This is a genomic window from Cytobacillus praedii (assembly GCF_001439605.1).
GTDB classification, from domain to species: domain Bacteria; phylum Bacillota; class Bacilli; order Bacillales; family Cytobacillaceae; genus Cytobacillus; species Cytobacillus praedii.
In genome coordinates, this window is the sequence record NZ_LMBX01000020.1 from 25,383 (window position 1) to 49,192 (window position 23,810).

Genomic DNA, 23,810 nt, shown 5'->3' on the forward strand with positions numbered 1-23,810 from the left:
TATTAACAAAAAAACAACCCATGTTAAACTATTATCGTCAGAATATATAGAATAATAAAAAGTTGATCCTATATCACAAATTATTTGTTATCTCACATATAGTCTATATTGAAAAAGATGGAATAGAGGTGAATGGAATGTTCCAAAGCAAACACTTTAAACTTGAAAAGGTGAGTAATAGTATTTATGCAGCAATAGCAAAAGAAGGCGGAGGGGCTGCAGCAAATGCAGGGTTTGTGGATTTAGGAGAAAAAGTGATTGTTTTTGATACTTTTAACACACAACAAGCATCACAAGATTTAAAGCTCCTTGCGGAATCAATCACAAATCACCCTGTTACATGGGTAATTAATAGTCATTGGCATGGTGACCATATAAGAGGGAACCAAACATTTAAGGATCGGATGATCATATCAAGTGAATCAACATACACAAAAATCAAAGATGTTCACCCTTCAAGGATTGCTGCACAGAAAAATGATATGAATGGATTAACAAATTATATCCAATCATTAAAAGACCAGCTAGTTCAAAATACCGATGCTCAATTACAATATCAAATCAATTTCTTAAGCGAGCTAAAAAGTTCTTTGCCAACTCTGGAATTAGTATTACCAAACCAAACATTTATTGACAAAATGACCTTCCACGGAAAAAAACAAAGTGCAACACTTTTCACATTAGGCGGGGGACATTCTTTATGTGATGCCATGCTATACATTCCAGATGAAAAGGTAATATTTATGGGGGATTTATTATTTGTTGATTGTCACCCTACTTTTTTTGAGGAATCAAATCTTGAGCATTGGGCAACTATTTTAAAAAAAGTAATGCTTATGGAAATTGATGTGGCAGTACCAGGACATGGTTCAATAGGTACAAAAGAGGATATCTCAAAAGTCACCCATTACCTATCTGATTTAACTGCCATTGTAGAAGGAAATCACCCGATTGAAGAGATTAATATTCCTGCTAAGTATAAAGATTGGGGTTCATCAGAGGTTTTTCAGCAAAATATAAAAATAGCAGAGGCTTTATTAAACAAGGGAACTCCTATATTGTGAAGTTCCCTTGTTTTAATCACAAAAAGACACTATTTTACTAGTAAACGAAAGAATCATTTAACTTGTTTATCCTTTCATGCATTTAATAAAATCCTCTAATTTGTCTAGCGATTTTATATTTTGATTGCATTTTTGACTATCTTGGCAAATATAATTTCCTCTTTTTATAAATGTTCCTTGCACCGATCCTTTCGTTTCCATGATAAACATGCCTAATTCTTCATGACCATGACAAATTGTGCATATGCCTTTTTTGCTAATATTTTTGAAAGAACCATGAAGTCCAACTAATTTCTCGTTTTGCTCAACTACGATATACTTTTTATTTGATCCTGTATCATTCCAGCCAAAATAAGATATTTCATGTCTATCTATCTGATCGAATGGAGGAACTTTTAACTTCTTCGCCTTTGGAAATAACTTTTTTATTGACTGTTCGCTTATTTTTTTAAAAGGAATAACATACTGCTTTAATTGCGATAAAAATGCCTCTGCTTGCTCTTTCTCTCTAATTTCAACAATCGGATTGAATACTTGTCTTTGCTTTTCACTCAGATCATCGAACAAATGGATAATCTTTTCATCAGTGAGGGTTTTCAATGCCTCGAGTACCTCTTTATCATTGACGGATGTATATCCATTAATGAGTATTTGCAGTTGATTTTTAATATAGTTAAATTGATCACTTCTAATGAAGGGCTCCATTCTTTTTTCACTCCTGTTCAAAAACCTATTTCCATTTAACTTTATAAGGTACACGTCATGCATTCAATGGAAAAATTGGTTAAGAAATAAAATCACCATATGAAAAAGCACTGATCAAAAGGTGATCAGTGCTTTATTTAGAATATACGATTTTTTTGATCGTTTCGGATGAGAGATAATATTCTTCAGCTAATTGATCAATGGTTATTCCACCTTTAAACGCAGTTCTTATAGCAGAATTTCTTTCATCAATTGCCTTTCTCGTACCAGACCGCGTCCCCCATTTGCGATGGGATGCTTTCTTTTTCGGGATATAAATCGTCTCACCTTGTATATATTTTTGTATTTCTATAATTAAACTTTCCGGTAAAATTGCGTTTGCTTTTACATTTTTCATTTCTGGTTAGCCCCTCATTTATTTTTTTCAAAATAAGGTGCAAAGCCAAATGAATTAGAAAAGCGTACTTGGGCGATTTTTAAATTCAAAGTCTACCCCATGCAAAGTATCGCCTTTCCAAAACTAGGCTTTGCATGAGATGCTGCAGAATCTGGCCTTCTTATCGCCAATTCGATCACCTCCTAAAATTACTTTTAATCCCATTATAATAAAAGAACGCTCTTCATGGCTAATGGAACATTTGATTCAATTTTCTCTGCCTACTTTTCCTTAATAAGTTCAATTACTTTCTCTAACTGAATATCTTTATTTGAAATAATTGATTCCCTTGTTTTAGGGACTAAATAATCTGGATAAATCGCATCTTTGTAGGTTTTGGAAAGGATATATTCTTTTGTTGATAATGATAAATTTATCTTACTATTCGGAAGCACTCCACTGATCACCTCTCCGAATGCAAAAGGGGAATTTCCGGTAGGCTCACCAACGAGTATACCGATATTATTTTCTTGTATGACACTCGCAAACATATTAGCCGAACTAAAAGTATGATTACTAATAAGCACATAAGTGTTTCCTGTAAAATTCGAGTAATTATTAATGCTTGAAGGTTGTATACGATTTATAAAGGCAACAATAACTGCAGAATCCCCCCCTGGATTTTGCCGTAAATCAATAACAATATTCCCTATCCCATCCCTTTTAACTTCTTTAAAAAAGAGACTTACACTTTTCCGGTACTCCCTTGTATCATCACAGGTATGTAAATAATAGTATCCAATATCATTTTCGTGGTCTATAGACCAGCCAAATGTATTTGAATCGTTGAACCGTTTATACCAACTATACCAGTTATCCTCTGCATCGGTCATTTGCGAATCTGCTACCTCTTTCTTTACAAGGGGAATTCTTACCTTCCTTTTTTCTCCTTGTATATTTTCTACAGTTACTACTACTTGGTTGTTTTTAACCAACGACAGCTTCTTCAAATAATATTCATCTTTAATAAAATAATTCGCACGAAACTTTTTCCAGTAGGGGTTCTCCGCCGAAACGAATCTTCCTAAATCCTTAACAATTTCTTCAACTTCCATTCCGCCTATGCGGACAATGAGATCCCCTTTTTCAACACCATATCCACTCTCTAAAACTGTCCACCCCTCTTCCGTCCAATCAAGAAGTAATGGCAGTCTTCTTCGTTCGTCTAACATCACAAGACCTGTATGAGCATCTTCCATTTCCGCAACAAATTCTTGAAGAATAAAATAAAAATCTGTTGTGCTTTTTTCAGAATCCAGTTCACTTTTTATTTCAGCAATCCGCTTATCCCAAACTTCCTTTGTCATTTTCCTTGAAGGATCGGGATGCTTTGCTAGCATTTCATCTATTAAAAATTGAAAGTCCTCCTGCATTTCATCTGGCTCTAGCATCACAACTGGATTTGCTTCCTGTTGCCCCCAAATATACCAGCTAAAAAAAATAAGAAAGAATAACACACCTATTCCTGCAGCCATTCTACTCTTATTTCGCTTCCTTTCTATTTTCACCGCGCCCACCCCTTAAATACATATATTACCAAGTATAACAAGTCTATATAACACAATTTTCGAACTTATATGACAAAAAATCGACTGTTTATCCTCAACAGTCGATTCAATATTATTATTATTTATTTTGTTCAGGCAAAGGGATAATTCCTCTTCTAATAAAGTTTGCAGAGATTGGTTTCTTCCCGATTTCTCTCGCCCAGACAGAAATTTGGCCGATATGATGAATTTCGTGAGCTATAACATGACGCATCACTTCACCCCAGGTAAAAATTTCCGTTCGCCCATCTGGAAAAGAATCATGGAGGAGATTGCTTTCCATGCCTACATCCCAATTTCTCACAAATTCTTCTACTTCAACGCGGAATTTTGCATCAAGCCCTCTTACCTTTTGCAAACTGTTATGCTCTTCAAAGCTTTCCTGAAAATCAGGCTTGCCTTGAAGAAGACGAATCCAGCTCCATTCAACATCGATGATGTGAAAAAGTGTATGCAAAATTCCTCCTACCCCACCCGTTCGGGCTAAAAGAAGCTCCTCCTCAGCAACGTCTTCACACCATTGATACCAATCTTCCCTTATCAACCAATTATACTGAAACAATGCTTGCATGAAATACCTCCTACTTGTCTAAAAATTCTAAATATACAAGACAAATTTTATCATAAGTAGGTTCTCTTCGACACTTATATTGACTCTTCTTTCTTATTAACTGGACCAATATATTTCGATTGCGGACGAAAGATAACATTGTTTTCTGCTTGTTCTAAAATATGTGCACTCCATCCGACTATTCGGCTGGCCGTGAAGGTTGGGGTGAATAATTCCTTTTCCATCTGAACAGCTTTCATAATCGCAGCTGCATAAAACTCTACATTTGTATAAAGTGACCTGCCTGGCTTTACCTCTTCAAGAATTTGCACGCCCAGCTTTTCTACTTTCATTGAGAGATCAAGCCACTCATCTTCACCTGAAAACGCCAGGAGCTTCGATTTCAAAGCAACAGATCTAGGATCAACTGTTTTATAAATCCGGTGTCCAAATCCCATCAGCTTTTCCCCACGGTTTAATTTATTTCTAATAACCTTTTCTGCATCACCCTGTTCATGCACTTCATTTAACAGAGTAATTACTTCAGAGGGTGCACCTCCATGAAGAGGTCCTTTCATCGTTCCAATTGCAGAGGTAATCGCTGAAACTAAATCAGACTCAGTAGATGCCGTCACTCTTGCAGAGAACGTAGAGGCATTCATCCCATGCTCCATCGTTAGGATCATATATGTTTCCAGTCCATTAACATGTGCTTTCAGAGGAACTTCTCCATTTAGCATGTAAAGATAGTTTTCTACATGGTTTAGTTCAGGCTTCGGCGAGATAAATGTTTTTCCTTCTAGATGTCTTTTTCGATAGGCAATGATTGTTGGTGTCATAGCAGTGATTCTTATTGCCTGTTCAATGGTCGGCTTCCAGCCATAATTCCTTCTTCCTTCAGCAGATATTACCGTTCTTAAAACACTCATCATATTCATTTCATCGGGTAAGCTCCTAATTAAGTCAATCATATAACTAGGAAGTTCCCGATTATCTATTAATGAAGCTTTCAATTCACTTAGCTGCCTATTTGTAGGGAACTTCACGTTCCACAGAAGATAAGCTGTTTCCTCAAAGGAATAGGTTTCCGTGATCTCCCCAATTTCATATCCGCGGTAAATCAGCTGTCCCTTTTCTCCGTCCACATGGCTAATCTTTGTTTCAGCTGCAATTACACCTTTTAAACCGTAATGGATCATTTTTCATTTCCCCTTTCCTTATTTAGGTAAATTATATAAAATAAATATAATTAAAAAAATTAAATGTTTTTAAATATTTTGATTTATTTTATTAATTGTATGGAGGGATAATACTTGGAGTTTAGCTGGATCAATACTTTTTTAGTCGCCGCTAAAACTGGGAATTTTAGAAGAACAGCAGAATTTTTATATATCTCACAGCCTTCCGTTACCGTACATATTCAAAATCTCGAGAAGGAATTAGGTGTTCAATTATTTGAAAGGGAAGGCAGAAAAATGAAATTAACAGAGGAGGGAAGGAGATACATTCCACACGCGGAAAAATTGATGGAGATTTATCAAAAGGGAGTAGAGGATTTGCAATCCTTTAGTCAGGGGTATACTTCAAAGCTATCACTCGCTATCTCGCCATTGATCGCTGATACCATCCTTCCGTTTGTTCTGAAAAAATATATGACTATCCATCCTCATGTAGAAATTTCAGTGAAGGTACTTGAATCCCTGGATATTGAAAAAGCCGTACAAAATGATGACATTGATATTGGCCTCTCTTGTCTTCATAGCACGAATCCAGAATTATATTGTGAAGTTTTGTATAAAGACGAAGTAAAATTAATTGCACAGCATGATGGCTTGGATGCGGAATCTGCTCCACCATTAGATGAAGAAGAAGTGCTGATGAAAAATTATCTGCTAACAGACAATCATCCGGTCTATTGGGAAGCGCTAAGCCGTGAAGTAAAATACAATTTCCCATCCGTGAAAATGATGAAGGTTTCACAAATTCATATTACTAAAAGATTTATAATAGAAGGATTAGGCGTCTCCTTCTTGCCCATCTCAACAGTCAGACGTGAATTAATCGAAGGGTGGCTGCTGGAAGTTCCCTGCAGCACGATTACACAGCCAGAAGCCCATACCTATGCGATTATGAAGTATAATCACTCCATGCAAAAGGAATTTATGAGGTTTTTAATGAATTATCGGCTTTAGGTCGGTCAAATATGAACCTATATTTCTTTTTTCTGTTTTATTCCATCGCTTTCACCCTTATTTCGGTCAAATTTTGATTTATCCGGTCACTTCCTTTCATATTCCGGTCAGATTTTCATTTTTCCGGTCAAATTCACTAATTTTCCGGTCAATCCACAAAAAAGGACCGCTCTTCATTGAAGAACAGTCCCTCTTCTCTTTAGTTTTCGAACTGAAGTTTGTACATATCATAATAAAATCCTTGCACGGCCAATAACTCCTCATGGCTGCCCTTCTCCACAATCTCACCTTCACGGATAACGAGAATCATATCTGCATTCTCTATCGTTTTTAACCGGTGGGCGATAATAAAGCTAGTTTTTCCTTTTGTAAGAGTATTAATGCCTTTTTGAATTTCGATTTCTGTCCGAGTATCAATACTCGAAGTTGCTTCATCTAATATTAGAATATCCGAATCTGCTAGAATCGCTCTTGCAATCGCGATAAGCTGCTTTTGCCCCTGACTTAAATTTGTTCCGCCGGATTCGATTCTAGTTTCATAGTGAGCAGGCAAATGCTTAATAAACCCATGAGCTGACGCTAGCTTTGCCGCGTGAATCACTTCTTCGTCCGTAGCTTCAAGCCTTCCAAAACGGATATTTTCCATTATCGTCCCCGAGAATAAATACGTATCCTGCAAGACAATTCCTATTTTTGAACGCAAAGACTGAATCTTGTATTCTTTGATATTTCGGCCATCAATGTAGATTTCACCAGAGTCCACATCATAAAAGCGAGACAGAAGATTAATGATCGTCGTTTTCCCTGAGCCAGTTGGACCGACTAGGGCAATTGTTTGGCCAGCTTTAACCTCAAAACTTATATTCTTTAATATTCTTTTTTGACCTCCATAACCAAAGGAAACATCTGTGAATGACACTTCTCCTTTAAAAGAGCTGGATTCAATCGCCTGTTCACTATCCTTAAGGTCAGGAATTTCATCCATAATTTCAAACACACGCTCAGCACCAGCAATTGCGGATTGAAACGTATTAATTAGGTTAGACATTTGGTTGATCGGTCTGTAAAATTGCCGCGAATATGTAACAAATGACGCAAGAACTCCAATCGTTGTCATCCCGCTAATGGCCATCAGTGCACCTGCAGCAATCACAATCCCGAGTCCAAGATTATTAATAAAGTTATTGACAGGTCCAAGAAATCCTGAGGAAATATCCGCCATCATTGCTGAATTTCGCAATCTCTCATTTGCATCAGAAAATTTATTGTAGACTTCCTTTTCTTTTCCGAATAAAGTAATGACTTCAATACCGGAAATAGACTCCTCTACAGTCCCATTCATATCTCCCAGATCTCTCTGTCTTTTTATAAAATTACTGCTGCTGTATGTAATAATTTTATTCGTTGCAAAAAACATCAGTGGAATTACAAGCAGTGTCACAAGTGCAAGCATCCAGTTCAGCATTAACATCGCAATCATAACACCTGCAACGGTCAATACAGAGGAAAAAATCTGAATGACACTTTGGCTCAAAGCACTATTCAAATTCTCAATATCATTTGTCACTCGGCTCATTAACTCCCCATATGTCCGCTTATCAAAAAACTTCAATGAAAGTGCCTGAAAATGATCAAATAAATCCTGCCTAAGCATTTGAATCGTTTTTAGAGAAACATTAACCATTATAAATGTTTGAAGCCAGGTAAACAGAGAGACAGCTAAATAAACAATTGCCAGCAGTCCTGCCATTCCGATAGTTCCGCTAATATCTTTTGGCATAATATAATGATCAATTATTACCCCGATTAGAAGCGGTCCCAGCAGCCCAAGTACGGTTGAAATGAGAACCAGCACTATTGCAAAAGACATTGCTGCCTTTTGTTTCTTCATATAGCGCCAAATTCTTTTAATTGTTCCTTTTCTGTCCTTCGGCTTTACAATGGGCCCGCTCATTCTGCCAGGGCCATTGCCAAACCGAATTGATTTCTCCGTTTGAGCAGTGCTACCTTTTTGCATACTCACCAAGCACCCCTCCTTGCGTAACAAAAGTTTCCTGATAAATCTTATTTGTTGCAAGAAGTTCCTGATGGGTGCCCTTTCCTGCAACCTCTCCATCCTCTAAAACGATGATTTGATCTGCTTCTTTTATTGAAGAGATTTTCGAAGAGACAATAATCTTTGTAGACTCTGCATATTCCTGTTTTAACGCTTTTTGAATTGCAGACTCTGAGACTGCATCAACTGCCGAGGTGGAGTCATCCAGAATCAAAATAGATGGCTTCCTAATAAATGCCCTTGCAAGAGAGAGTCTTTGTTTTTGCCCGCCAGAAAGATTCGTTGCACCTTGTGTTAATAGATGATTATACCCTTCATCAAGTTTCTCTATAAACTCACGCGCACAGGCATTCTCTGCTGCTTGCTTTAAATCTTCTAATGCTGCATTTTCCTTGCCATAGTGCAAATTCTCTTCAATACTTCCAGAGAATAATATTCCCTTTTGTGATACCACACCAATTGTCTCTCGAAGTGTTTGCAGCTTATATGTTTTAATATTCTTTCCATCAATCAGCACATTACCTTTATCCACATCATAAAGTCTTGGAATCAGCTTTGCTAACGTAGATTTTCCGCTTCCTGTTGATCCGATAATGCCCAATGTTTGTCCATTCTTTACCTGAAAGGAAATATCCTTTAATACATATTCTCCATTTTTGCTATAACTGTAACTCACATGCCGGAACTCGACATCCCCAGCTATTTTTCTAGGATCATATGGATCACTTGGCTCCTCTATGTCTAGTTCCATAGCAAGCACCTCCTGAACCCGTTCGGCAGATGGAAAGGCTCTCGTAATTTGCATAAGCACATTGCTGCTCGACATTAAGCCATTCAAAATAATATTTAAATAGTTAATAAATGCAAGAATGACACCCACCTGGATGGAACCATTATCAACTTTAATTACACCCATCCAAAGGGCTGCAATAATTCCCATATTGACTAAAAAGAGCAAAATCGGCATTAACAAAGCAATTAACTGCTCAGCTGAAATATTTACTTTTGTCAGCTCATTATTCGCATTGGCAAACTTCTGCTTCTCGAAAGCCTGCCTGCCAAATGCTTTTACCACTCTCATGCCGGCCAGGTTCTCTTGTAATCTGGTATTTACTTTATCAATGGCTTCCTGAACCTTTTTAAATAAAGCACCTGACTTCTTCGTAAAAAGAATAATAACGAGGATGAGTACCGGGACAACAGCTGCAAGAATCGGAAATAGCTCCCGTGCTGTGAAAAAAACAATAATAATACTCCCGACAAAAAGCAGAGGACCCCTAACAAAAATTTTCAGCGTCATCATAACCGCTCTTTGCAGAGAGGAAATATCATTAGTAACAATTGTTATTAGCTTTCCTGTTCCAAAGGCATCAATGTTTCTGCTTGAAAACAGCTCAATCCTTTGAAATACATCCTTTCTCATATCAGTTGCAAAATGGACAGCAGCCCGCGTGCTATATACTGAGCACCCCAATCCGCCTGCAAGTCCAATGATTGCAGCTCCAACCATGAAAAGACCCATTTTCACTGTATAACCAGTGTTATTACTGGCAATCCCATCATCAATAATATGCTGCATTAAAGTAGGCTGAATTAAATCCATTGCCACTTCCACAAACATAAAAAAAGGCCCTAATATAGCAAACAGCCAATAGGGCTTCATATAAGACAATAATGCTTTTAGTGCCTGCATGCATTTCCCCTGCCTATCTATTTCACTTAATAAGAAAAGCGGAAGTGCCTTGATCATCGCTGTACGAACGCTGAAGGACAACACAATAACTCCATAGTTATACTTTTCTTATCTTTCAAAATAACCGAAAAAGGTATTTTTATATAAATTGATTATACCATTTTCCGGTTTTCCTTATGCAGTGAAAGTCAGAGGGGCCTGTGCAAAACATGTTTATTCTTCAACCGATGTCCCGTTTTTCTTCTTGGATAAAAACCAGCCGCCAATAGCAATCAAGATTAATACAGCATAGAAGGTAATCTTCCATTCCGGCGATTTTGCGAAGCCTTCTGGCAGCACTGATAATGCAGGATGTGAAAGTGTATAAACCAATAATTTCACCCCTACCCATCCAACGATTAGGAAAGCGGCAATTTCCAAACCAGGTCTTGCATGAAGTAATTTAACAAAGAAGTTAGCAGCATAGCGCATTATAATTAATCCAATGAACCCTCCCGCAAAAATGACTAGAAACTTTCCGCCATCTAGTCCGCCAATATTCGGCAGCCCTGAATCTGGAAGAGCAATTGCTAAAGCAACCGCTGCAAGGATCGAGTCAACTGCAAAGGCAATATCCGCTAATTCCACCTTAAAAACCGTCATCCAAAAGCCTGCTCTCTTCTTTCCATTCGCATTCCCTATCTTTTCTTCTCCTTTTTTAATGATCAATTTTCTATAAATATGATTAATGGCAATAAACAGCAAGTAAAGGGCACCAATCGCTTGAACCTGCCAAACATCAACGAGGAATGAAATAACAAATAGGGAACCAAATCGAAAGACAAACGCTCCAGCTAGCCCATAAAATAAGGCTTTTCTTCTTTCTGCTTCCGGCAGGTGTTTAACCATAATTGCTAAAACCAATGCATTATCTGCTGCCAAGAGCCCCTCCAGTGCAATTAATAATAACAATACTCCACCGTATTCTAGTAAAATTGCTAGTTCCATGTAAACATCATCCTTCCAAGTAGATATTGAATCAAATAAGTAAGTGGAAGAGGCTTCATCAAAAAACAGAAAAAGCCTTTACCACAATGGTAAAGGCTTCAAAAACAATAAAGACCCTTACCGAAATTGGTAAAGGTCTTGCTAACAACGATATGTTGCCACCAAAGCCGAGAGTTATTCACTCTGAAATGACGACTTTGCTGTAAAAGCTACTCCCCTTTAGGAGTTACTATTTGATTGATTACATTAATTGTAACCATTTTTCAATCGTATTGTCAACAAAATTATTATTCTTCAGAATAAATTTATATGAAAGCATGTAAGCCATTCTCTATATTGCCTTAGCTTCCTTTTTTCTTACCAAATGTTTGTCATCAATCCGTTTTTCAATTTTCTCAAGCTGCTCGCGGTCCCTTAAAAGCTCTTCTTTATTATTTCTAATTAGATTGGATAACGTCATTCTTTTTCTAGTCATCTCTACATCTCCTCCCTCATGCTGCATTCGTTAGGAAAATTCATTTAATTACTAAACCTTTTCCTATAAGAAAAGCGGGAGCGCCTTGGTTATCGCCGTACAAAAGCAGAAGGGCCACGACTTATCGTAGGAGTGGACCTGAAGTTTGATAGGCGATGTGCTAGACAATGCTCTAACTCCATAGTTATACTTTCTTATCCTATAAAAAAGGACAGAAAAGGTGTAGTAATCTCTACCCTTCCCTGTCCTTTATACCTGAGAGTTTCATCCCAATAATGGGTCCCCTTTGGTGCCGTACGAATGTATACGAGCTCTCCAGAGATGCGTCCTAATTGTGGTTCTTCTACCTGAGAGATTTGTTCCAAGGGTATTTTCGGAACTTGCCCCTTCGGTGGCCTATCGTAATGCACTCTCCCACAATAGTCATCCGCTCATATAGAATTTTCATTATATTTAAAATAATACTTATTTACTGAAATGTCAAGCGGAAGGGTATTTTGTAGGACAGGCCAAATTCCTACTAAATTAGTAAATTGACAAATAAGTTCCTCTGCTTTAAAATTTAATCTTTGAGCAATGCTCACGTGGTTCGAGAACCTCCCACGGAAAAAAACTAAGGAGAGAATAGAATATGAATATAAAAACACTTGTTGGTAATGGAATATTAGCAGCTTTATATATTGCTGTTTCCATGCTCATCCAGCCCTTTGGATTTACTGCTGTCCAATTTCGGGTATCCGAAATGTTTAATCATCTAGTTGTCTTCAATAAAAAATATATTTATGGAATGATTCTAGGTGTATTTTTAACAAACCTGTTGTTTTCACCAATGAAAGCGTACGATCTTATTTTTGGGGTCGGACATTCCTTGCTTTCATTACTAATCACGATAGTTTGCTGCCGTTTTATTAAGAACATCTGGGTTCGAATGGTTGTAAATACAGTCGTCTTTACGTGTATGATGTGGATTATTGCTCTTGAACTTCACCTCGCATTCGGGTTGCCATTCGGCTTTACTTGGGTCACAACTGCCATTGGTGAGTTTGTAGTCATGGCCATCGGAATACCATTAATGTATGCATTAAACAAACGGGTTAATTTTGAGAAACTAATATAAAATCTAATATATAGCATGTGAAATCTTAATGAATTTCACATGCTATTTTTTTATTAATTAAGCCTGATAACTATCCACTCCTAATATTATAGAAATTTGGATGAGAACGGGCTTTCATTTACTTGATGAAGGACTTTTTTCAGGCTAATCAGCCAAGTTCGGGACTTCATTTCCTTGATGAAGGACTTTTTTCAGGCTAACCGACCGAGTACGGGCTTTCATAACCTTAATGAAGGACTCTTTACAGGCTAACCGGCCGTGAACGGGCTTTCATTCCTTTGATAAAGGACATTTTTCAGGCTAATCAGTCAAGGACCGGTCTTCATTTCCTTTATGAAGGACTCTTTACAGGCTAATCGCCCTGGGCAGGCTTTCATTTCCTTGATGAAGGACTTTTTTCAGGCTAATCAGCCAAGGACGGGCCTTCATTTCCTTGATCAAGGACTTTTTTCAGCCTAACCGACCATGGACGGGCCTTCATTTCCTTGATGAAGGACTTTTTTCAGGCTAGCCGACCGAGTACGGGCTCTCATAACTTTAATGAAAGACTCTTTACAGGCCAACCCGCAGAGAACGGGCTTTCATTCCCTTGATGAAGGAATTTTTACAAGATAACCAACCAAGAACGGGCCTTCAAATAATAAACTTACTGAAGAACATAAAAAAGGCAGGAAAATTTAATAAAATTTTCCTGCCTTTTATTTTCTTCTTGCCCCCAAAAGCGAGCCCGCTATAGTATCAACCCTTTATTTCTTATCCACCACAAACGATCAAAATTAAAACTTTTATCCACGGACGTTGCCTGGCATCTGTTCGAAGGCTGACCAGTTGATACATTTTTCTAATATGATGGATAGGAGTACCCCCATGATAAGTCCATTTGAAATAAATGGCTGGATAAGTACTGGAAGGTTTTTAAAAAGGGCTGGTGAGACATTCATCAGGCTGATGCCAATGAGGACTGGGGCAGCCAGCCGGAAGATTGTATTTGAATTGAACTCTTTTCCATTTAAACTGCTGAAGGCGGTTCCAAATAACTGGAGATATGCAACAAACAAGACTGCATTCCCTACCGTAATAGGCATAGACGCCAACAATGATCCTAACGCTGGAATTAGTCCAATGACCGTTAACAATCCGCCTCCAATAAAAAATGACTTTTTATCAAAAATTCGTGTACTTTGCAAAAATCCGATTGAAGAAGTAAAGGGCGTGAATGGAACGAGGCCAAAGCCTGTCCCTGCCACGGAGAAAATGCATGTTATAAATATAGAATGGCTGTACTGTTTCTCTACTGCCTTTTTATTAAATAGCTTTTGCGCTGCACTTATTGAAGCAATCGTATTGCTTAAATTTAACATTCCAGCAAAAAAAGATACAGCAATAATTCCAACCTCTAAATTCGGTTTTCCTAAAGGAAATAATGTAAAGGCAAAATCAGATGCCTGCGAAACTGACTCTGCTTGATTAAAAAAGATTAATTCATAAAGTCCCCATCCAATAATCAATCCGATTAGAATAGAAAAATTACTGATTACTGTATTGCCTTTTAATTTTATTAGACAAACCAATATGACAATTCCAACGGAAAATAAGCTCACAGGTATATCAATGGTTCCTTGCTCCGTGATTTTCAGCATCCCTTTAAAGAAGATTAAAACAAGCTGAAAGGTTAATAGAAATAAATAAACCGACATCACCATCGGGCTGAAAATCGATTGTAAAAGTGAAATGCCATTGAAGGCTGCAAGAATGATCGTAACTAGAGAGGCTAAAAGAAGACCTGTGGTAATTCCACCGCCAATGGAAGAATAACTCATTTCAAGTGAAGAAGCTGATAAGCCTAAATTAAGAATTAGACCCCATATTAACCCCGAATGTCCCTCCATTAAAGGATAGCGATGTCCCTTCCATCCTTGCAAAATACATGCAAGACCTGTAAATACAAGAGAAACTTTCAGCATCATTGCCATCGTTTCGTGTGGCAGTTGAAAGGCATTTGCCACAGATATAGGAACCATGACTGTATTTGCAAAGATAAAAAACAGCCATTGTACGGAAGAAAATACTGTCACCGATGAGACCCATTTATTCATATTTCCACCACTTTCTAAATAGCACCTAAATAATTTTATCGTTTTGCTCCCTTTCGAGAGATACTTGCTTACTTAGCTAGGAAAAAACAGAAAAAAGCCGGCTGTTTCAGCCGACTATCCTATTATAATATAATTGCATACATCCTTAAATTTTTTTTATTACCAATCCATTATATAAAGCTAGATTTGCTAGCTATCCTACTTACAGATTCAGCGTTTTAAACAGTCACTGCCGCAAAAAATTCCTCATAAAGTGCCCAGACTGCTCGTTTTTCATCGATTTCCTTTACTCCGAACATCATACTGACCTCAGAGGAACCCTGATTAATCATTTCGATATTAACATTTGCATTTGCTAATGCTTTTGAAGCTCTTGCCGTTGTCCCGATATTGTGACGCATTCCTTCACCAACGACCATGATTAAAGCAAGACCATGCTCGATTACTACTTCGTCCGTATGAAGCTCAGCTTCAATTCGTCTTTTTATTTCCTTCTCCATAAGCGGATTAAATTGGCTTTCCCTTAAAATAATAGAGATATCATCAATGCCTGAGGGAATATGTTCATATGATAATCCGAAGCTTTCTAATATAGCTAAAAGCTTTCTTCCAAATCCAACTTCTCTATTCATTAAATATTTACTGACATAAATGCTGCAAAATCCTTGGTCACTAGCAATGCCTATAACAGGTCCATTAGCATTATCCCTTTCAGACACAATTTTTGTCCCTGGTGCGGATGGATTATTTGTATTTTTTATTTGCACAGGAATTCCTGCCTTAAATGCCGGAACGAGCGCCTCATCATGAAGGACTGTAAAGCCAGCATAGGAAAGCTCTCTCATCTCCCTGTAGGTTAACTCCTTAACCTCCTTCGGCTGGCTAACGATGGATGGATTAACCGAGTAAACCGCATCTACATCAGTGAAATTTTCATATAGGTCTGCTTTCAGTCCATTAGCAAGAATAGAACCTGTCACATCTGACCCGCTGCGAGAAAAAGTATAAACGTCTCCTTCTTTGCTATACCCGAAAAACCCGGGAAAAATTAATATACCTGAACGTTCGCGAAGAGAATAAAGCAATTCATAAGATTCCTGAAGGACTTGGGCATTCCCAGGATCTGCACTGACAAATAGTCCAGCATCCTTAGGATTGACATAGTGAGCTTCTACTCCCTGCTTTTGAAAATAAGCAGCTACTAATTTGGCATGATTATCTTCCCCGCTCGCTTTTACTAGTTCCACGAACTGTTTTGGCTTGCTTCTATCTCCAGCTAACCTGCCCGCTAGATCATTTTCAATTTCTTTAACAACCTCACTAGGAAGCTGTAATTCTACTGCAATAGACGTATATCTTTCAATTACCATTTCAACCAATTCCAGTGGGTCATTATTTAATAAACATTGTTCTGCACATTCGATTAATAAATCTGTCACTTTATCATCTGTGGCAAACCTCTTCCCTGGTGCAGAAACAACAATAACTTTCCTTTGAGAATCCGATTGAACAATCTGGAATACCTTCTCAATTTGTTTTCCGGATGCTAAAGAGGAGCCACCAAACTTCACTACCTTCATTCATACATCTCCTAATCTCTGAAAATTTAATCTTAATTTTACTCCTATTCAGAAAATAATCAAGGTTTTTTCCTTCCTGAACATACATTTGTTTATTAGGAGAGGACAATTAACTAAAGCGAAACAGGAATTATTACCTATATTTGTGAATAAAACGATACAATTATTACTTGCCCCCATGCCAAACGAATTGTTTTAAGCGTATCCCTAACGTCTCGATGTCGTTTTAAAATATAATAATAGTATCTAAATCAACCGTATTTTTACATTTCATACAAGATATTGAGAAAGGAAGCAGAATTCATGGGGATTTTAATAGTAGATGACAATCAATCAAACTTGTTTGTTATTGAAAATATTCTAAAGCGTGCTGGATATGATAACTATCTATCACTTACATCCGCAAAAGAAATGTTTGCTTACTTCCAACAAAAGTCGCCGTCGCCAATGAAGACAGACATTATATTAATGGATATTATGATGCCTGAAATGGACGGCATTGAAGCTTGTAAACGTCTTCAGCAAATGCCGCATCTAAAAGATATTCCAGTCATCTTTGTCACTGCACTGGAAGATTCAAACAAAGTAGTAGAAGCACTTGATGCCGGCGGAATTGATTATGTAATGAAACCTATTAACAAAACAGAGCTTCTAGCAAGAATTCGAGTTGCATTAAGATTGAAATATGAAAAAGACTGGCATCTTGAACAGGATGAGAAAATTAGAAATGAGCTTGATCTTTCTATGCAAGTACAAACAAGCCTTTTAAGTGAAACTGTACATAAAGAAAATCTGTTATTAACAGCCTCCTATTTACCTGCTTATAAGCTTGCAGGTGATATGTATTATTGGCAAAAGCTTGATGAGAACCGCTACGCTGCCATCCAGCTTGATATGATGGGGCATGGAATATCTGCCTCTCTCGTGTGCATGTTTATTTCATCCGTTTTAAGGGATGCAATTACATCAGGTTCAGATCCAGAATACGTCATGAAAGAGCTCAATCGGTGGATGAATTCGCTAAATCGCCGTAATCAGCAAATCCCTTACTATTTCACTGCCATCTATCTTGTTCTAGATACAAAGAGAAAGTGCATTGAATATGTGAATGCCGGCCATCCAACTGGATTTGCATTAATAGATAATAAGGAAATAAAAGAACTTGCAAGCAATACCTGTGCTGTAGGATTTTTTGAGGATATTCAAATCGATAAAACAGTTATCTCCTATTCAGACTCTGTTCAGCTTCTGCTTTGCACTGATGGTGTAGAAGAAGCCATTGAAAAATATGAGGAGAATGGATATAAGTTTCTTAAGGAAAAAGCGGCAGCATACTGGACCGAAACCGAAAACAAACAGCCCATCGATTATCTATTATCCCAAAAACAGCAAGCAAATGCAGAAGATGATATGTGTGTAGTATTAATTCAAGCAAAATAAAAAAGAAGCAAATAATCTGTTGATTATTTGCTTCTTCTTTTCAGGAACCTTATTTCTCTACTTAAGAGTCAGTTTTTCTTATATATTCCTTCAAATCGTCTTGTATACTTACTTTTGCAAGCTCTACATTTGAACGGTATGCTGCTCTATTTAACAAATGTGCAACAACTGGAGAGGTTAAAAAAACAAAAAAGATTCCTAATATTAACCTGATACTTACATATCCTTCAGTAAATAAAAAGTAAAGAAAAGTTCCAAATAATATACTAAGTACCCCTATACTCGTACTTTTTGATGCAGCATGTGCACGAGTATACACATCTGGCAAACGGATTAAACCAATTGCACTCAGAAAACTAAATGCAGTACCGATAAAAATTAAAATGGAGACAATGACTTCACTCAATATGTTTGCGCTCAATCACAACACCCCTTTCGATGTATCTCGCAAAAGCAATTGTCCCAACGAAAGAGAGAATCCCCAGTAGAAGAATAATATCTAAAAAGGCATGTGTATGAAGAAGAATGGAAAGAATCGCTACGCCAGCTAGGAGATTAATCCCAATATTATCTAACGCCATGACCCGATCAGGCTTGGAAGGACCTTTTACGACACGATAGAGAGCTGCGATAATGGCAAGGGTGATAAAAAATAAACATCCCATCAAAAATAGCTTGAACATTATCGTGTTACCTCCTTTATGGCTTTCTCATATTTAATTTTCGATTGTATCACGGCATGTTCAGACTCTGGTAAATTCAATCCGTGAATATAAAAAATCCTGCTGTCTTGGGAAACTTCCATTACGACTGAACCAGGGGTCAAAGTCAGAAGAAGAGCTAGAAGGGTTATTTCCATATCTCCCTCTAATTCCGTTTCCAGCTTAAATATTCCTGGCGTTACATTAATTTTAGGTCCAATCACTTGGCGAATGACATAGATGCTTGACGAGATCGACTCACTAATAAATAAGAAAAACAAACTTAGAATGGAAACAAAACGTTTTAAATAAAATGAGTCCGGAAAAAAACGCCTCATGCTAAACAAAACAAGGATACCAACTATATAACCGCCTATGAAAGACAAAATGCCCCATTCATCTTGAAAAAACATCCATAAAAATGCGATAAACAGGTTTATTAATACTTGAATGGGCAACGGTACCCCCTCCTTTCCATGATCATCAGAAAATGATTAACTTAGCGGATGGGCTCCCCACCCATTACTGCCTCTATATACAGAATCGGATTCATCATGCTCTCCGTCGCTATTTGTACATATTCATGAATTCCCTCTGAACCTAATCCAAGTGCAATCGTCATGACAGTAAGACAGCCTATCGGCAGCATCGTACTTACATTCGTTGTGCCTTTCTCCATTTCCCTGCTTAAATACGTTTCTCCCCAAAAGCTATTCATAAAGATTTTCATAATTGAATAAAGAACCATTAAACTCGTAATTAATCCAATCGCACCAAGCCAATAGTATCCTTCTTCAAACGTTCCCCGAGTAATAAAGACTTTCCCCAGAAAGCCGCTTAGCGGCGGGATACCAGCGAGGGAAAGTGCAGCCACAAAGAACATCCACCCCAGATAAGGATGATTGCGTATAAGCCCGCTAATATCCTTTAGCTTACTTGTTCCTGCAAGATGAATGATCATCCCTCCTAATAAGAAAATAAGTGCTTTAATCAGGATGTCATGGATAAGGTAATAAATAGAACCCATCATTCCCATGGATGTGAATGATGCAAGACCAGAGATAATAAATCCAACCCCAACGATGACATTATAGGTCAGTATTTTCTTTATATCCTGATAGGCAACCGCCCCCATTGCTCCAAGAACCATCGTTATCGCTCCCAGAATGCCTATGACAAAATGAGTGGTTTCCTGCTCATGATAAAACACGAGAGTGAACAAGCGGAAGATTGCATAAATCCCCACCTTTGTCAGTAATGCTGCAAAAATAGCAGCGACTGCTGTTGGAGGTGCACTATATGAACCAGGTAGCCAAAAGAATAAGAAAAGAGCAGCCTTCATACTAAATACAATTAAAAACAAAAAGGCAACCGTTGTCATGAGACCGTCTTGTCCTGCCTCAGCTACACGCAAGGAAAGGTGTGCTAAATTCAATGTGCCTGTAATTGCATATAAATAGGCAATTGCTAGAAGAAATAAGGATGAGGAAATGACATTAATTAAAATGTACTTGGTTGACTCTCTAAGCTGGAGCTTCGTGCCTCCTAAAGAGATAAGTACATAAGATGAAATGAGCATGACTTCAAAACAGACAAATAAATTGAATAAGTCACCCGTCAAGAACGACCCGCATACACCTGAAATTAAAAATAAAAACATTGGATAGAAATAATGTTCTTCTCTTTCCCTGCCAATAGATGAAAAGGCAAAGATCAAGCAGAAAAGTGAAACAATGCTTGTTGTTAGAAGAAGGATAGCAGAAAACATATCCGCCACAATTGTTATCCCAAATGGAGCTGCCCATCCCCCTGCCTGAAGTGTCTGTATTCCTTCATTCCTTATTTGGTTCATTAATAAAAGAGAAACAGCACCCACTGCAAGAATAGCGAAAATACTTAACAGCCTTTGAAAACGAATATTGTTTCTAAAGATGACCATAATGAGCCCTGCTATGACAGGAATAATCATTGGCAGTATGACAGTATTATTCATCTTCTATTCCCCTTAATTGATCCATATTATCAGTCCCCAATGTTTTATAAGTGCGATAGCTTAGCACTAGAAATAGCGCAGTGACTGCGAAGTTTATTACGATTGCCGTTAAAATAAGCGCCTGAGGCAATGAATCTGTAAATGTAGTATCATGCTGACCTAACAATGGAGGACCTCCTGACTTTAAACCGCCCATTGTAAGAATAAGCAAATTAACCCCATGACTTATAATGGATGTTCCTAATATGATTCGGAGCAAACTTTTTGTCAGAATTAAATAGGTTCCTATTGTAAAAAGGACTCCTATAAGAATAGACATCGATGTTTCCATTTTATCCATCCTCACTTATGCTCAAGATAATTGTTACTGCTGTACCAATAACCGCTAAGGCAACACCAACGTCAAATAGAACAGCAGTTGCCAGTTCTGTTTTCCCGAAAATAGGAAGATTAAAATAACCGAAAGCTTGATTCAAAAAAGGTTTATCAAAAAACAAAGAACTAGCTCCGGTAAAGATGGCTATCAATACACCAAAAGCTGCCACTTTTTTAAAATCAACCGGGATATTCCTTCTTACCGTTTCAATATCAAAGGTTAGATAAAGGAGAACTAACCCTGAGGCTACGCTAAGCCCACCGATAAATCCTCCGCCAGGATTATGATGACCTCCGAAAAAAAGGTATATGGAAAACGTCAATATAATAAAAACCGCTACCTTTGTCACTGAATGTAAAATGACATCATTCGGTTTCATTTTTTATCCCTCCCAGCTAATTGGAGCTTTATCAGTGTATAAACGCCTAATCCTGCAATACAAAGAACAAGAATCTCCAGCATCGTATCTAACCCACGGAAGTCAACAAGAATGGCATTAACGATATTTTTCGCGCCCGCAAGTGTGTAGGAATCTTCAAAGTAACTTGATATTGATTCAAAAAGCCGATGATTATTCGCTGATAATGCTAATAAAGTTACGATTGTTCCTACTCCTAATGAAACAAGCAAATTAGTAAATTTAAATGGAATACTGCTTCTTTCCTTGCGCAGCTCTGGTAAATGATAAAAGCATAATAAGAATAAGGCTGCGGTTACTGTTTCAACAACTAACTGTGTTAATGCTAAATCTGGTGCACGGAAAATGACAAAGAAAAGGGAGACAAGATAGCCAAGTGCACCAACAGCAATAATTGCTGTAAATCTTGATTTAGAAAAAAGGACAGTGAGAGCAGCTATTAGCATCGCAAGAATTACGCCAGCTTCATATAAGTGAATGGGTGCATTATTTGATAGATCGAACGAGAGATCGTTTGATAACCAAAGTGACCATCCAAGCAAAAAGATCATAAACGTAAAAATATATACTAAATAATCTCTGACAAAGCCGGTCATATATTGTTTTGTTAATTTCAGAGAGATTCTTTCCATACCTGCAAGCAAATGGTTATATATTCCGTTTAATGTTAGTGCTTGAGGAAAATACCCATAAAGCCGGGACCACTTTTTTAAAGAACGATACATAAGTACGCCAAACCCAACAACACCTATTGTCATAAATAATTCGGTACTCCACCCATGCCAAGGAGTAATATTCACCTCAATCCCGCCTGCTCCAGCAAATTGAGGGAGAACTGCAGTCAAAGCAGGCTGCAGTAAATGATCTGAAACGATATTAGGAAAAAAGAAAATAACAATGACTAAACAGCTAAGTATAATTGGCGGGAGAAGCATACCAATTGGAGCTTCATGTGCTTCCTTATCCAGTCGTTCCGGACGGTACTTGCCCATAAATGTTTTAAATACGAGAATCATGCAATAAATAAAGGTAAAAACACTCGCTACCCATGCGATGATTGGAAATAACAAACCTATGCTCTTTATCCCGAACACAGGTGATTCGAAAACAGTCAGAACACCTGTAAAGAACATTTCTTTGCTCAAAAAACCGTTAAAAGGCGGAAGACCTGCCATCGCAAAGCTTCCGATGATTGTTAATGTAAAGGATATAGGCATCAAGCTCATTAGCCCGCCTAATTTTCGAATATCACGAGTACCTGTTTCATGGTCGATTATGCCAACAATCATGAACAAGCTCCCTTTAAAGGTCGAGTGATTAATTAAGTGAAAAAGTGCAGCTAATACAGCAAAGGCATATACAGTTGACTCTTCTCCATACCCAAAGTACAAAGACGCTGAACCGATGCCAAGAAGGCTCATGATTAACCCTAATTGGCTAATTGTGGAGTAGGCTAGTAACCCTTTTAAATCCTTTTGATTAACAGCATTAACCGAACCGTACATTAAAGTAATTAATCCAATGCATGAAACAATCCAAAACCATTCAGATGTTCCGCCAAATACAGGAGTAAAGCGGGCAACTAAGTAAATGCCTGCCTTTACCATTGTGGCAGAATGTAAATAGGCACTTATTGGGGTAGGCGCTTCCATCGCATCTGGCAGCCATATACTGAAAGGGAATTGAGCAGATTTCGTGAATGCTCCTAAAAGAATAAGAATCATTGCAGGAAAAAATAAAAGATGCTCTGATATACGATTCGTATGACCAAGCATTTCACGTATGCTATACGTGTCCGCCATCATTGAAAGCATGATCATTCCTGCTAGCATAGCAAGACCGCCAAAGATGGTAATTAACATAGACTTTTGGGCACCGTTACGAGAATTCTTCCGCTGGTACCAGTAGGCGATTAATAAGAACGATGATATGCTGGTTAATTCCCAAAATACATATAAAACTAAAATATTATCTGAAATGACAAGCCCAAGCATAGCACCCATGAATAACAGCATATAGACATAGAAATTATGAAGCGCTTCTCTTTCCTTTGACATATAGTAAATTGAATACAAAACAACAAGTGCCCCTACGCCAGTAATTAATAAACCAAAGATCAGGCTTAGGCCATCGATATATGCTGTATAATTTATTCCTAATGATGGCATCCAGGGAAGCTCTAAACGAATGGTCTCCCCCTTTGAAATAGAAGGAATATACTTTAATAAATATAGAAAGACTGCTAGTGGAGCAGCAAGCACAAACCAGCCGGTGTGTACTCTTCCTGAAAACCATTTGTAAACAAATGGGACAAAGATAGCAAAAACAAATGGGATGAATATCATAAGATGTAACCAGGACATCAAATCCCCCCTCCTGACCAT

Annotated in this window: 22 protein-coding genes and 2 riboswitches; of the genes, 4 read left to right on the forward strand and 18 right to left on the reverse strand. The window is 37.7% G+C overall.

From position 1 onward, the window contains the following. Positions 1-137 precede the first annotated feature (137 nt). Positions 138-1,064 carry an MBL fold metallo-hydrolase gene (locus tag ASU02_RS18860; protein WP_232426297.1) on the forward strand — a complete coding sequence of 309 codons (927 nt, stop codon included), beginning with the start codon at positions 138-140 and terminating at the stop codon, positions 1,062-1,064. A gap of 66 nt (positions 1,065-1,130) precedes the next feature. Here ASU02_RS18860 and ASU02_RS18865 read toward each other — a convergent pair whose 3' ends face one another. The 5 genes from ASU02_RS18865 to ASU02_RS18885 form a co-directional block, all read right to left on the reverse strand. Then, positions 1,131-1,769 carry a FusB/FusC family EF-G-binding protein gene (locus tag ASU02_RS18865; protein ID WP_057766484.1) on the reverse strand — a complete coding sequence of 213 codons (639 nt, stop codon included), beginning with the start codon at positions 1,767-1,769 and terminating at the stop codon, positions 1,131-1,133. A gap of 133 nt (positions 1,770-1,902) precedes the next feature. Beyond that, positions 1,903-2,166, reverse strand: coding sequence for a CD3324 family protein (locus ASU02_RS18870; RefSeq protein WP_053479169.1), 264 nt, complete (start codon positions 2,164-2,166; stop codon positions 1,903-1,905). 260 nt (positions 2,167-2,426) lie between these two features. Next, entirely contained in the window at positions 2,427-3,713 is a 1,287-nt protein-coding gene (locus ASU02_RS18875) for a S41 family peptidase (protein ID WP_057766486.1), read from the reverse strand. 118 nt (positions 3,714-3,831) lie between these two features. After that, entirely contained in the window at positions 3,832-4,323 is a 492-nt protein-coding gene (locus ASU02_RS18880; RefSeq protein WP_057766488.1) for a DinB family protein, read from the reverse strand. A 74-nt stretch (positions 4,324-4,397) separates the two neighbouring features. Further along, positions 4,398-5,501, reverse strand: a complete 1,104-nt coding sequence (locus ASU02_RS18885) for a citrate synthase/methylcitrate synthase (protein WP_057766490.1) — start codon at positions 5,499-5,501, stop codon at positions 4,398-4,400. Positions 5,502-5,615: 114 nt separating this feature from the next. Here ASU02_RS18885 and ASU02_RS18890 point away from each other — a divergent pair, with 114 nt between their 5' ends. Beyond that, entirely contained in the window at positions 5,616-6,494 is an 879-nt protein-coding gene (locus ASU02_RS18890) for a LysR family transcriptional regulator (protein ID WP_057766492.1), read from the forward strand. Between the two features lie 199 nt (positions 6,495-6,693). Here ASU02_RS18890 and ASU02_RS18895 read toward each other — a convergent pair whose 3' ends face one another. The 4 genes from ASU02_RS18895 to ASU02_RS26040 form a co-directional block, all read right to left on the reverse strand. Next, positions 6,694-8,511 carry an ABC transporter ATP-binding protein gene (locus ASU02_RS18895; protein ID WP_057766583.1) on the reverse strand — a complete coding sequence of 606 codons (1,818 nt, stop codon included), beginning with the start codon at positions 8,509-8,511 and terminating at the stop codon, positions 6,694-6,696. Beyond that, positions 8,498-10,243 (reverse strand): ABC transporter ATP-binding protein, encoded by a 1,746-nt coding sequence (locus ASU02_RS18900; RefSeq protein WP_057766585.1) that lies wholly within the window; start codon positions 10,241-10,243, stop codon positions 8,498-8,500. Before ASU02_RS18900 ends, ASU02_RS18895 begins: the two co-directional genes overlap by 14 nt. Positions 10,244-10,456: 213 nt before the next feature. Then, entirely contained in the window at positions 10,457-11,230 is a 774-nt protein-coding gene (locus ASU02_RS18905) for a TerC family protein (RefSeq protein ID WP_057766494.1), read from the reverse strand. A 331-nt stretch (positions 11,231-11,561) separates the two neighbouring features. Further along, the gene (locus ASU02_RS26040) at positions 11,562-11,705 is read right to left on the reverse strand and encodes an FbpB family small basic protein (protein ID WP_131235969.1); all 144 of its coding nucleotides are present in this window, start codon (positions 11,703-11,705) and stop codon (positions 11,562-11,564) included. A 325-nt stretch (positions 11,706-12,030) separates the two neighbouring features. After that, a riboswitch (glycine riboswitch) is annotated at positions 12,031-12,132 on the reverse strand. 151 nt (positions 12,133-12,283) lie between these two features. Beyond that, positions 12,284-12,328: riboswitch (PreQ1 riboswitch) on the forward strand. Positions 12,329-12,336: 8 nt separating this feature from the next. On the opposite strand from ASU02_RS26040, the gene ASU02_RS18915 reads away from it, so the two are divergent. After that, a complete protein-coding gene (locus tag ASU02_RS18915; RefSeq protein WP_057766498.1) occupies positions 12,337-12,822 on the forward strand; it encodes a QueT transporter family protein in 486 nt (161 codons plus the stop codon). A gap of 785 nt (positions 12,823-13,607) precedes the next feature. Here the strand turns inward: ASU02_RS18915 and ASU02_RS18920 are convergent. Together ASU02_RS18920 and ASU02_RS18925 are read right to left on the reverse strand one after the other, a co-directional pair. Then, on the reverse strand, positions 13,608-14,918 hold the full coding sequence (locus ASU02_RS18920) for a uracil/xanthine transporter (RefSeq protein WP_057766500.1): 1,311 nt from the start codon (positions 14,916-14,918) through the stop codon (positions 13,608-13,610). A 218-nt stretch (positions 14,919-15,136) separates the two neighbouring features. Beyond that, positions 15,137-16,498, reverse strand: a complete 1,362-nt coding sequence (locus ASU02_RS18925; RefSeq protein ID WP_057766502.1) for an aspartate kinase — start codon at positions 16,496-16,498, stop codon at positions 15,137-15,139. A 303-nt stretch (positions 16,499-16,801) separates the two neighbouring features. On the opposite strand from ASU02_RS18925, the gene ASU02_RS18930 reads away from it, so the two are divergent. Next, complete coding sequence (locus ASU02_RS18930) at positions 16,802-17,938, forward strand: SpoIIE family protein phosphatase (protein ID WP_057766504.1); 1,137 nt, start codon at positions 16,802-16,804, stop codon at positions 17,936-17,938. A gap of 61 nt (positions 17,939-17,999) precedes the next feature. Here the strand turns inward: ASU02_RS18930 and mnhG are convergent, their stop codons facing one another. From mnhG to ASU02_RS18965, 7 genes are read right to left on the reverse strand one after another with little or no spacing between them, the layout of a single operon-like run. Continuing rightward, the gene (gene mnhG, locus ASU02_RS18935; RefSeq protein WP_057766507.1) at positions 18,000-18,359 is read right to left on the reverse strand and encodes a monovalent cation/H(+) antiporter subunit G; all 360 of its coding nucleotides are present in this window, start codon (positions 18,357-18,359) and stop codon (positions 18,000-18,002) included. Beyond that, complete coding sequence (locus tag ASU02_RS18940) at positions 18,337-18,621, reverse strand: Na(+)/H(+) antiporter subunit F1 (RefSeq protein WP_057766509.1); 285 nt, start codon at positions 18,619-18,621, stop codon at positions 18,337-18,339. Before ASU02_RS18940 ends, mnhG begins: the two co-directional genes overlap by 23 nt. Next, positions 18,621-19,097 carry a Na+/H+ antiporter subunit E gene (locus ASU02_RS18945; RefSeq protein ID WP_057766511.1) on the reverse strand — a complete coding sequence of 159 codons (477 nt, stop codon included), beginning with the start codon at positions 19,095-19,097 and terminating at the stop codon, positions 18,621-18,623. Before ASU02_RS18945 ends, ASU02_RS18940 begins: the two co-directional genes overlap by 1 nt. 41 nt (positions 19,098-19,138) lie before the next feature. Further along, positions 19,139-20,632 (reverse strand): Na+/H+ antiporter subunit D, encoded by a 1,494-nt coding sequence (locus ASU02_RS18950; RefSeq protein WP_057766513.1) that lies wholly within the window; start codon positions 20,630-20,632, stop codon positions 19,139-19,141. Next, on the reverse strand, positions 20,625-20,963 hold the full coding sequence (locus tag ASU02_RS18955) for a Na(+)/H(+) antiporter subunit C (RefSeq protein WP_057766514.1): 339 nt from the start codon (positions 20,961-20,963) through the stop codon (positions 20,625-20,627). The genes ASU02_RS18950 and ASU02_RS18955 overlap by 8 nt, the downstream gene beginning before the upstream one ends. A 1-nt stretch (position 20,964) precedes the next feature. Further along, positions 20,965-21,387 (reverse strand): Na(+)/H(+) antiporter subunit B, encoded by a 423-nt coding sequence (locus tag ASU02_RS18960; RefSeq protein ID WP_057766516.1) that lies wholly within the window; start codon positions 21,385-21,387, stop codon positions 20,965-20,967. Next, positions 21,384-23,789, reverse strand: coding sequence for a Na+/H+ antiporter subunit A (locus tag ASU02_RS18965; RefSeq protein WP_057766518.1), 2,406 nt, complete (start codon positions 23,787-23,789; stop codon positions 21,384-21,386). The genes ASU02_RS18960 and ASU02_RS18965 overlap by 4 nt, the downstream gene beginning before the upstream one ends. Positions 23,790-23,810 lie beyond the last annotated feature (21 nt).

What these genes read in the sequence shown, in the direction of transcription:
- ASU02_RS18860 (WP_232426297.1), top strand. Translation starts at nt 138, where the DNA reads ATGTTCCAAAGCAAACACTTTAAACTTGAAAAGGTGAGTAATAGTATT.
- ASU02_RS18865 (WP_057766484.1), bottom strand. Translation starts at nt 1,769, where the DNA reads ATGGAGCCCTTCATTAGAAGTGATCAATTTAACTATATTAAAAATCAA.
- ASU02_RS18870 (WP_053479169.1), bottom strand. Translation starts at nt 2,166, where the DNA reads ATGAAAAATGTAAAAGCAAACGCAATTTTACCGGAAAGTTTAATTATA.
- ASU02_RS18880 (WP_057766488.1), bottom strand. Translation starts at nt 4,323, where the DNA reads ATGCAAGCATTGTTTCAGTATAATTGGTTGATAAGGGAAGATTGGTAT.
- ASU02_RS18885 (WP_057766490.1), bottom strand. Translation starts at nt 5,501, where the DNA reads ATGATCCATTACGGTTTAAAAGGTGTAATTGCAGCTGAAACAAAGATT.
- ASU02_RS18895 (WP_057766583.1), bottom strand. Translation starts at nt 8,511, where the DNA reads ATGCAAAAAGGTAGCACTGCTCAAACGGAGAAATCAATTCGGTTTGGC.
- ASU02_RS18900 (WP_057766585.1), bottom strand. Translation starts at nt 10,243, where the DNA reads ATGCAGGCACTAAAAGCATTATTGTCTTATATGAAGCCCTATTGGCTG.
- ASU02_RS18905 (WP_057766494.1), bottom strand. Translation starts at nt 11,230, where the DNA reads ATGGAACTAGCAATTTTACTAGAATACGGTGGAGTATTGTTATTATTA.
- ASU02_RS26040 (WP_131235969.1), bottom strand. Translation starts at nt 11,705, where the DNA reads ATGACTAGAAAAAGAATGACGTTATCCAATCTAATTAGAAATAATAAA.
- ASU02_RS18915 (WP_057766498.1), top strand. Translation starts at nt 12,337, where the DNA reads ATGAATATAAAAACACTTGTTGGTAATGGAATATTAGCAGCTTTATAT.
- ASU02_RS18920 (WP_057766500.1), bottom strand. Translation starts at nt 14,918, where the DNA reads ATGAATAAATGGGTCTCATCGGTGACAGTATTTTCTTCCGTACAATGG.
- ASU02_RS18925 (WP_057766502.1), bottom strand. Translation starts at nt 16,498, where the DNA reads ATGAAGGTAGTGAAGTTTGGTGGCTCCTCTTTAGCATCCGGAAAACAA.
- ASU02_RS18930 (WP_057766504.1), top strand. Translation starts at nt 16,802, where the DNA reads ATGGGGATTTTAATAGTAGATGACAATCAATCAAACTTGTTTGTTATT.
- ASU02_RS18940 (WP_057766509.1), bottom strand. Translation starts at nt 18,621, where the DNA reads ATGTTCAAGCTATTTTTGATGGGATGTTTATTTTTTATCACCCTTGCC.
- ASU02_RS18950 (WP_057766513.1), bottom strand. Translation starts at nt 20,632, where the DNA reads ATGAATAATACTGTCATACTGCCAATGATTATTCCTGTCATAGCAGGG.
- ASU02_RS18955 (WP_057766514.1), bottom strand. Translation starts at nt 20,963, where the DNA reads ATGGAAACATCGATGTCTATTCTTATAGGAGTCCTTTTTACAATAGGA.
- ASU02_RS18960 (WP_057766516.1), bottom strand. Translation starts at nt 21,387, where the DNA reads ATGAAACCGAATGATGTCATTTTACATTCAGTGACAAAGGTAGCGGTT.
- ASU02_RS18965 (WP_057766518.1), bottom strand. Translation starts at nt 23,789, where the DNA reads ATGTCCTGGTTACATCTTATGATATTCATCCCATTTGTTTTTGCTATC.